Source organism: Actinomycetospora sp. C-140 (assembly GCF_054796175.1).
The window spans coordinates 36,648-46,590 of record NZ_JBTWNF010000030.1; the positions used below are offsets into that span (position 1 = coordinate 36,648).

The 9,943-nt window shown below is 73.1% G+C and carries 4 protein-coding genes and 1 pseudogene; 3 read left to right on the plus strand and 2 right to left on the minus strand.

What is annotated here, in order from left to right:
* Positions 1 to 84: 84 nt before the first annotated feature.
* The 3 genes from ACR9E3_RS31670 (at position 85) to ACR9E3_RS31680 (ending at position 8,051) form a co-directional block, all read left to right on the plus strand.
* Positions 85 to 1,461 carry a glutamate decarboxylase gene (locus tag ACR9E3_RS31670; RefSeq protein ID WP_460385002.1) on the plus strand — a complete coding sequence of 459 codons (1,377 nt, stop codon included), beginning with the start codon at positions 85 to 87 and terminating at the stop codon, positions 1,459 to 1,461.
* Between the two features lie 526 nt (positions 1,462 to 1,987).
* Complete coding sequence (gene gltB / locus ACR9E3_RS31675; RefSeq protein WP_460385003.1) at positions 1,988 to 6,595, plus strand: glutamate synthase large subunit; 4,608 nt, start codon at positions 1,988 to 1,990, stop codon at positions 6,593 to 6,595.
* Positions 6,588 to 8,051: a glutamate synthase subunit beta gene (locus tag ACR9E3_RS31680; protein WP_460385004.1), complete on the plus strand. Its 1,464-nt coding sequence runs from the start codon at positions 6,588 to 6,590 to the stop codon at positions 8,049 to 8,051. The genes gltB and ACR9E3_RS31680 overlap by 8 nt, the downstream gene beginning before the upstream one ends.
* Positions 8,052 to 8,058: 7 nt before the next feature.
* Here ACR9E3_RS31680 and ACR9E3_RS31685 read toward each other — a convergent pair whose 3' ends face one another.
* Complete coding sequence (locus tag ACR9E3_RS31685) at positions 8,059 to 9,063, minus strand: DUF2332 domain-containing protein (protein WP_460385005.1); 1,005 nt, start codon at positions 9,061 to 9,063, stop codon at positions 8,059 to 8,061.
* A gap of 299 nt (positions 9,064 to 9,362) precedes the next feature.
* Positions 9,363 to 9,800, minus strand: a pseudogene (locus ACR9E3_RS31690) (esterase/lipase family protein); the annotation flags it as partial.
* Positions 9,801 to 9,943 lie beyond the last annotated feature (143 nt).

The following is a 9,943-nucleotide window of genomic DNA, read 5'->3' on the forward strand; positions in this document are numbered from 1 at the left end:
CACGTCGAACATCCGTTCGATCCGGCGGCGGGTTACCCCGTGTCGGCCCGGGGACACCTCCGGGCCGCGCTAGGTTCGATCACCATGACGAGCCCGGCCGACCGCGACGAGCTGCTCCCCGTCTTCGCCCGCGGGGCGGAGCTCGCCGGGCAGCGCCGTGACCGCCTCGCGGACGACGCCATCCTGCCCGCGACGGCGTACCAGATCGTCCACGACGAGATGATGCTCGACGGCAACGCCCGGCTGAACCTGGCCACCTTCGTGGGCACGTGGATGGACGGCCACGCCGACCGCCTGTACGCCGAGGCCGCCGACAAGAACATGATCGACAAGGACGAGTACCCGAGCACCGCGGCGATCGAGGACCGGTGCTGGAAGATCCTCGCCGACCTGTGGCACGCGCCCGACCCGGACGCCGCGATCGGGACCTCCACCACCGGCTCGTCGGAGGCCTGCATGCTCGGTGGCCTCGCGTTCAAGCGGCGCTGGCAGCACGCCCGCCGCGCGGCGGGGAAGAGCACCGAGAAGCCCAACCTCGTCATGAGCTCCGCGGTGCAGGTCTGCTGGGAGAAGTTCTGCAACTACTTCGACGTCGAGCCGCGCTGCGTCCCGATCTCCGACGAGCACCCCGTCCTCGACGGCCACGACCTCGCCGCGTGGGTCGACGAGAACACCATCGGTGTGGTCGCGATCATGGGCGTCACCTACACCGGCATGTACGAGCCGGTCGAGCAGATCGTCGCCGCCCTCGACCGCATCCAGGCCGACACCGGGCTCGACGTGCCGGTGCACGTCGACGGGGCGTCCGGGGCGATGGTGGCCCCGTTCCTGCAGCCCGACCTCGCCTGGGACTTCCGTCTCGGGCGCGTGCACTCGATCAGCACGTCGGGTCACAAGTACGGCCTCGTCTACCCGGGCGTCGGCTGGGTGGTGTGGCGGGAGCGGCAGTGGCTGCCCGAGGACCTCGTCTTCGAGGTCAGCTACCTCGGCGGCAGCATGCCGACGTTCGCCCTGAACTTCTCGCGTCCCGGCGCCCAGGTGCTGCTGCAGTACTACGTCCTCCTGCGCCTCGGGCGCGCCGGGTACACCGCGGTGCAGCGCAACTGCCGCGACGTCGCCCGCTACCTCGCGGACGGCATCGGCCGTCTCGGGGCCTTCGACCTCTGGAACGACGGCTCCGACATCCCGGTCTTCGCCTGGCGGCTGCGCGAGGGCCACACGGAGAACTGGACGCTGCACGACCTGTCCGACCGGCTCCGGATGAAGGGGTGGCTGGTGCCGGCGTACCCGCTGCCCGACGCCCTGGCCGACCGCACGGTGCAGCGGATCGTGGTCCGCAACGGGCTGAGCGGGGATCTGGCCGACCGGCTCCTGGCCGACATCACCGCCGAGACGGCCTACCTCGACAAGCTCTCGGCGCCCATGCCCGCGGACGGGCAGACACCCTCGTTCCACCACTAGACCACCGCCGGGCGACCGATCGGGACCGTCCGCGGCCGTACTACGCGGTAGGGAACTCTTGGCCCACGATGTGTCGTCGGCCAGACTGGTCGGCGTGTCGGGATCGGTCATGTGGGCGTCACGCCTGTCGGGGGGCCACGCCGCGGGGGAGCGCGGCGCGCGTCGCTTTCTCGGCGGGTGGCCGGGACGCGATCCCTACAGCGCCGCGAACAGACGGTCGCGGCGCTGAGGCGCCGACCTCCCCCTGCTCCGGGCGCGGTGGCCGACTGCGGACGGTGACCCGATCGGTTGCCGCCACGTGGCGATCAGCACTCTTTCGGACCTGGTCGACACGGTGCGCTCGCCCGGCCGGGGAGGTTAACGTCAGATTGCCCCTCCGGTCGTCCACCACGGACACCACGACCGGTGTGCCCAGGGCCGTCTCCCGGGTGAGCACGCTCCCCGGACCCCACGACCACCCCCGCCGGACCACGCCGGACCCCGGCGGACCACCACCTGCACGGACGCGAGAGATCGGAGGGCGCACGTGGGCAACCATCGTCAGCGCGAGGGCCTCTACGACCCGGCGTACGAGCACGATGCCTGCGGCGTCTCGTTCGTCGCCGACATCGCCGGACGCCGTGACCACCGCACCGTCAGCCGCGGTCTGACCGCCCTGCTGAACCTCGAGCACCGCGGCGCGCGCGGGGCCGAGCCCGACACCGGCGACGGCGCCGGCATCCTCATCCAGGTCCCCGACGGCCTCTACCGTCCCGTGCTGGCCGAGGCCGGCGTCGAGCTGCCCGAGCCGGGGCGCTACGCCGTGGGCAACGCCTTCCTGCCCACCGACGCCGACGCGACCGATGTCGAGGAGATCGTCGCCCGCATCGCGTCGGAGGAGGGCCTGCACGTCCTCGCGTGGCGCGAGCTGCCCGTCGACCCCGACGGCGCCGGCATCGGCAACGCCGCTCGCGCGGCCATGCCCCGGTTCCGCCAGCTCTTCGTCGGCCTGCCGCCCGAGGTCGACCACGTCGTCGACACCCCGAACGCGGGCGACGACGACGCGGGCATCGTCATGACCCTGGAGCGGCGGGCGTTCGCGCTGCGCAAGCGCGTCGAGCACGAGACCCGCGCGGCGGGGCTCGAGACCTACTTCCCGAGCCTGTCCGGGCGCACCGTCGTCTACAAGGGCATGCTCGCCGAGGAGCAGGTCGAGCCGTTCTTCGCCGACCTCGCCGACGAGCGCACCACCAGCTCGATCGCGCTGGTGCACAGCCGCTTCTCCACGAACACGTTCCCGGCGTGGAGCCTGGCGCACCCGTACCGCTACCTCGCCCACAACGGCGAGATCAACACGCTGCGGGGCAACCGCAACTGGATGGCCGCCCGCGAGTCGATGCTCGCGACCGGCGCGTTCGGCGAGGCCGAGCTCGACCGCCTCTTCCCGATCGTCACGCCCGACGCCAGCGACTCGGCGACGTTCGACGAGGTGCTCGAGCTGCTGCACCTCGGCGGGCGCACGCTGCCGCACGCGGTGCTGATGATGATCCCCGAGGCGTGGGAGAACCACGCCGAGATGGACGAGTCCCGGCGCGCGTTCTACCGCTACCACTCGACGCTGATGGAGGCCTGGGACGGTCCGGCGCTCGCCGCCTTCACCGACGGCTCGGTGATCGGCGCGGTGCTCGACCGCAACGGCCTGCGCCCGGCGCGCTACTGGGTCACCGAGGACGGCCTGGTCGTGCTCGGCTCCGAGGTCGGCGTGCTGGACATCGACCCCGCGACGGTGGTGCGCAAGGGCCGTCTCGAGCCCGGCCGCATGTTCCTCGTCGACACCGTCGGGCGCCGCATCGTGGACGACGACGAGATCAAGGGTGAGCTCGCCGCCGAGCACCCGTACGACGAGTGGCTGCACGCCGGGATGGTCGAGCTCGCGGACCTGCCCTCGCGCGAGCGCGACAAGTTCGACCGCCAGGTGCTGGTGCGCCGCCAGCAGACCTTCGGCTACACGGGCGAGGAGGTCTCGCTGCTCCTGCGCCCCATGGCCCAGAGCGGGGCCGAGGCGACCGGCTCGATGGGCAACGACGCGCCGCTCGCGCCGTTCTCGTCGCGCAGCCGGGTGCTGTTCGACTACTTCGTCCAGCTGTTCGCCCAGGTGACCAACCCGCCGCTGGACGCGTACCGCGAGGAGCTCGTCACCTCGCTCCAGGTGCAGCTCGGGTCGGAGACCAACCTGCTCGACGCCTCGCCGGCGTCGTGCCGTCGCGTCGTGCTGCCCCTGCCCGTGATCGACGACGACGAGCTCGCCCAGATCGCCGGGATCAACGACGACGGCGACATGCCGGGCTTCGCGCCGTACCTCGTCTCCGGGCTCTACGACGTCGCCGGCGGCGGGGACGCGCTGCGCGCCCGGCTGACCGAGATCCGCGAGGAGGTCTCCCGCGCCGTCGCGGACGGCGCCCGCGTGATCATCCTGAGCGACCGGCACTCCGACGCCGAGCACGCGCCGATCCCGTCGCTGCTGCTCACCGGCGCGGTGCACCACCACCTCGTGCGGGAGAAGACGCGCACCCGCGTCGACCTCGTCGTCGAGGCCGGCGACGTCCGCGAGACCCACCATGTCTCGTTGCTGCTGGGCTACGGCGCCAGCGCGGTGAACCCGTACCTCGCGCTCGACACGGTCGACGACCTCATCGACCGCGGCGTCATCACCGGCGTCACCTCCGGCACCGCGACCCGCAACGTGGTCGAGGCGCTGGCCAAGGGCGTGCGCAAGGTGATGAGCAAGATGGGCATCTCGACCGTCGCGTCCTACATGGGCGCGCAGGTGTTCGAGGCGATCGGCCTCGGGCCCGAGATCGTCGAGGACTGCTTCGCCGGCACCACCTCGCGGCTGGGCGGCGTCGGTTACGACGTCCTCGCCGAGGAGGTCGCGGTCCGTCACCACCAGGCCTGGCCCGCCGACGGCGTGCGGCCCGACCACCGCGAGCTCATGGTCGGCGGCGAGTACCAGTGGCGCCGCGAGGGCGAGCTGCACGTCTTCAACCCGCACACCGTGTTCAAGCTGCAGCACTCCACGCGCACGCAGAACTACGACACGTTCAAGGAGTACACGAGCGCCGTCGACGAGCAGAGCTCGCGGCTGCTGACGCTGCGCGGGCTCTTCGGGTTCCGGGACGGTGAGCGCACCCCCGTCCCGATCGACGAGGTCGAGCCGGTCTCCGAGATCGTCAAGCGGTTCAACACCGGCGCCATCTCCTACGGGTCGATCTCCCAGGAGATGCACGAGGTCCTGGCCATCGCCATGAACCGCCTCGGCGGCCGCTCCAACACGGGCGAGGGCGGCGAGGACCCGGACCGCTTCACCCGCGACCCGAGCGGCGACTCGCGGCGCTCGGCGGTCAAGCAGGTCGCGTCCGGGCGCTTCGGGGTGACCAGCGAGTACCTGGTCAACTCCGACGACATCCAGATCAAGATCGCGCAGGGCGCCAAGCCCGGCGAGGGCGGGCAGCTGCCCGGGCACAAGGTCTACCCGTGGATCGCGAAGACCCGGTACTCCACGCCCGGGGTCGGCCTCATCTCGCCGCCGCCGCACCACGACATCTACTCGATCGAGGACATCGCCCAGCTCATCCACGACCTCAAGAACGCCAACCCGCGGGCGCGCGTGCACGTCAAGCTCGTCTCGCAGGTCGGCGTCGGCACGGTCGCGGCGGGCGTGTCCAAGGCGCACGCCGACGTCGTCCTGATCTCCGGGCACGACGGCGGCACCGGCGCCTCGCCGCTGAGCTCGATCAAGCACGCGGGCGGTCCCTGGGAGCTCGGCCTCGCCGAGACCCAGCAGACGCTGCTGGCCAACGGGCTGCGCGACCGGATCGTCGTGCAGACCGACGGGCAGCTGAAGACCGGCCGCGACGTCATCATCGCCGCGCTGCTGGGCGCCGAGGAGTTCGGCTTCGCGACGGCGCCGCTCGTGGTCTCGGGCTGCATCATGATGCGCGTCTGCCACCTCGACACCTGTCCGGTCGGCGTCGCGACCCAGAACCCGGTCCTGCGGCAGAAGTTCGACGGCAAGGCCGAGTACGTCGTCGCGTTCATGGAGTTCATCGCCCAGGAGGTGCGCGAGCACCTGGCGGCGCTCGGCTTCCGGTCGATCGAGGAGGCCATCGGGCACACCGAGGTGCTCGACACGCGCGCCGCCGAGTCGCACTGGAAGGCCGAGGGCCTCGACCTCTCGACGGTGCTGCACCGCCCGGACGTCCCGGACAACTTCGGCGACCAGGCCCTGCACCAGACCAAGCCGCAGGACCACGGCCTGGAGAAGGCGCTCGACCACACCCTGATCCAGCTCGCCGAGGGCGCGATCGCGGACGGCACCCCGGTGCGGCTCGAGCTGCCGGTGCGCAACGTCAACCGCACCGTCGGCACGATGCTCGGTTCGGAGGTCACCCGTCGCTGGGGCGGTGCGGGCCTGCCCGACGACACCATCGACATCACGTTCACCGGCTCGGGCGGGCAGTCGTTCGGCGCGTTCCTGCCGCGCGGCGTGACGATGCGGCTGATCGGCGACACCAACGACTACTTCGGCAAGGGCCTCTCGGGCGGGCGGCTCTCGGTGCGCCCGCACCCCCAGGCGCCGTTCGTGGCCGAGCAGCACATCGTCGCCGGCAACGTCATCCTCTACGGAGCGACCGCCGGCGAGGCGTACCTGCGCGGCAAGGTCGGCGAGCGCTTCTGCGTGCGCAACTCCGGCGCGGTCGCGGTCGTCGAGGGCGTCGGCGACCACGGCTGCGAGTACATGACCGGAGGCCGTGCGGTGATCCTGGGCCCGACCGGGCGCAACTTCGCCGCGGGCATGTCCGGCGGGATCGCCTACGTGCTCGACATGCAGGAGATCCGGGTCAACCACCAGATGGTGGAGCTCGAGGTCGTCGGCCCCGAGGACGTCGACGAGCTGCGGTCGCTCGTCGAGAAGCACTACGCCGCCACCGACTCCGCCGTGGCCCACGACCTGCTGACCGACTGGGACGCCGCGATCGCGCGCTTCACGAAGGTGATGCCGGTCGACTTCAAGCGGGTCCTGGAGGCCACGGCCGACGCCGAGCGCGACGGCCGCGACGTCAACGAAGCGATCATGGAGGCGGCTCGTGGCTGACCCCCGGGGATTCATGACCACCGGCCGAGAGCTCCCGCGCCGGCGGCCGGTCGACATCCGCATCAAGGACTGGCACGAGGTCTACGAGGAGCTCAACCCGACCACGCTGCGCAAGCAGGCGGGGCGCTGCATGGACTGCGGCATCCCGTTCTGCCACCAGGGCTGCCCGCTGGGGAACATGATCCCCGAGTGGAACGACCTGGTCTGGCGTGACGACTGGGCCGAGGCCATCGAGCGCCTCCACGCGACCAACAACTTCCCGGAGTTCACCGGGACGCTGTGCCCGGCCCCGTGCGAGTCGGCGTGCGTGCTCGGCATCAACTCCGACCCGGTGACCATCAAGCAGGTCGAGATCGAGATCATCGACCGCGCGTGGGACGAGGGCTTCGTGAAGCCCCAGCCCCCGGAGGCGAAGACCGGTCGGTCCGTGGCGGTGGTGGGCTCGGGGCCGGCGGGACTGGCCGCCGCCCAGCAGCTCACCCGCGCCGGGCACGACGTCACCGTCTACGAGCGTGCCGACCGCATCGGGGGGCTGCTGCGCTACGGCATCCCCGAGTTCAAGATGGAGAAGAAGCGTCTCGACCGCCGCCTCGAGCAGATGGTGGCCGAGGGGACGCGCTTCTTCGCGGGCGTCGAGGTCGGCGGCCCCGCGGCCACCGACCTCTCGGTCGAGAAGCTGCGCGCGGACCACGACGCCGTCGTGCTCTCCGTCGGCGCGACGGCCTGGCGCGACCTGCCGATCACGGGTCGCGAGCTGCACGGCATCCACCAGGCGATGGAGTACCTGCCGCCGTCGAACAAGGTGCAGCAGGGCGACTACGAGCGCTCCTTCATCGACGCCGAGGGTCGCGACGTCGTCGTCATCGGCGGCGGCGACACCGGCGCCGACTGCGTGGGCACCGCCCATCGCCAGGGTGCGAAGTCGGTGACGCAGCTCGAGATCATGCCGATCCCGCCGCACGAGCGGCCGAACGCGAACCCGTGGCCGACCTACCCGATGATCTTCCGGATCTCCTCGGCCCACGAGGAGGGCGGCGAGCGGCTGTTCTCGGTGAACACCGACGAGTTCCTCGGCGACGAGCACGGCAACCTGCGGGCGCTGCGCCTCGTCGACGTCGAGCGCGTCGACGGGAAGTTCGTGCCGGTCGAGGGCAGCGAGCGGGAGATCCCCGCGGACCTGGTCTTCCTCGCGATGGGCTTCCTCGGCCCGCAGAAGGAGGGCCTGCTCGACAGCCTGGGCGTCGAGTACGACGACCGCGGCAACGTGCGCCGCGGCGACGACTACCAGTCCACGGTCACCGGTGTCTTCGCCGCCGGGGACGCCGGGCGCGGGCAGTCGCTCATCGTCTGGGCCATCGCCGAGGGCCGCTCCGCCGCCGCGGGGGTCGACGCCTACCTCACGGGCCGCGACGTGCTGCCGCGCCCGATCGGCCCGACGGACCGCGCGCTGGTCTGAGGCCGGGTCAGCCGAACCAGGACAGGAGACGGCCGCGGGACCAGCAGCGGCCGAGGGCGTCCGGCGGTCGGCCGGGGAGCGCCAGGCCGATGATGCTGTGCCCGGACGCCGGACGGTCGCCGAGCGTCGGGACCCCCGGCGCCACCCCGACGCCCTCGACGGACACCCAGGCGACGGGGCGGTCCGCGGCCCCGAGGACGTCGGCGAAGCGCTGCCGGCGGGCGGTGCTCAGCCGTGACAGCGCCCAGGTGGTGGTGACGACGGGCAGGGCGTCGCCCGGCACGTGGGCGAGGGCCTCGGGGAGCCCGTCGACGGGGTCGCCGCGCCGGTAGCGAGGGCGCAGGCCGGCGGTCAGGGCGATCTCGGCGTCGAGGTCGCGGCGCCGGTCCGTCGGGTCCGGGGCGAGGCAGGCGCGCAGCCAGCGCGCGTCGTCGGCGCCGGTGACGTCGAGCGGCTCCCGGTCGACGGCGATGCGGGCGACGACGTCGGGGACCGGGCGTGCCGGGACGGGCCGGTCGCCCACGACCGTCGCTCCCCGCTGCACCGGGGACGCGGGATCGCCCCGCGTCGCCCCGTCGTCGTAGCGGACGCCGACGCGGTCGACGGCGAGGTTCAGCCCGGCGGGGCGGCCGAGGTCGATCAACCCGATCGCGTCCGCGCCCGTCCGGTGCGCCGCCTCGGCCACGGCGGGGTGGAGCACGGTGTGGCGTCCCGCCTCGTCGGGCCGGTGCCGACGGCGCGCGGCGATCGCCGCGATCTCGTCGGCACGGTGCACGAGCGTGTCGACGGCGGCGTCCTCGAGGGCCGGGGCCTTCCCGGCGAGGGCGAGGTCGTGCAGCGCGGCGAGGACGAGGGCGGGCTGCCGGCGCCCGGCGGGTGCGGTCTCGACGGCGCGCAGGGCGTCGGCGGACCGGCTGATCGCGGTGGCGAGCCGCGCCTGGAGGGGTGACGTCCCCTCGGCGTCCGCGAAGCGCCGGTACTGCGCGGCGAGCGACCGGCTCGTCTCGGGCACCCCGGCGACCCTAGTCCGCGGCGGCGGGCGGGTCGGGCAGGTCGGGCAGGTCGGCCGCAGAGGGCCGCGACGCGGGCGACGACGCCGGCGTCGCGGAGGAGCCCGCAGTGTCCGACGCGGTCGACGACCACGGTCTCGGCGCCGTCGCGCGTCGCCCGGTGCACCGCGACGACGGCATCGGCGCGGGAGGCGATCGTCGTCCACCGCACGGTCGGCGGGGTGAGCGAGCGCAGGACCGGCGCGCCGGGGCGCAGGTCACGCAGCGCCCCGACCGGGAAGAGGCGGGCCCAGCCGGTGCCGCCGAGCGGGGTGCCCAGGGTGACCACGCCCGTCACGGTGCCGGCGAGGCGCCGGTCGGCGAGGCTCGCGGCGACGACCACCCCGCCGAGGCTGTGCCCGACCAGCGTCACCGAGCGGGCCCCGGTGCGTCGCGCCAGGCCCGCGACGTCGCCGGCGAGCCGAGCGGCGAGCTCCTCGATGCCCGCGGTCCAGCAGTAGCGGTGGCGGACGACGGCGACGCCCGGGCCGGCCAGCGCGCGGGCGAGCTCGTCGAAGCAATCGGGACCGGCGCCGAAGCCGTGCACCAGGACGACCAGCGAGCGTGCCGTCGTCACGGGCGCGACGGGGTCGGATCCGTGGTGGGGCCGCGCGCCGAGCAGCAGGGTGGCGACCACCGCCAGCGTGACCCGCAGGACCGCCCGTAGCTCGCGGAGGCGGCGCCGCGCCGTGACGACCATGCTCCCCACCCCCCGTCCCGAGCCGGTTCCGACGCCGGCGTGCCCTGGCGACGAGCCTGCTCAGGACGCGGGTGTGTGTCGGGAGGGCGGACCCTCCGGTGGGGTGGGGTCGTCCCCCGTTGTCGGGTGGGGCGGAGAAGGAC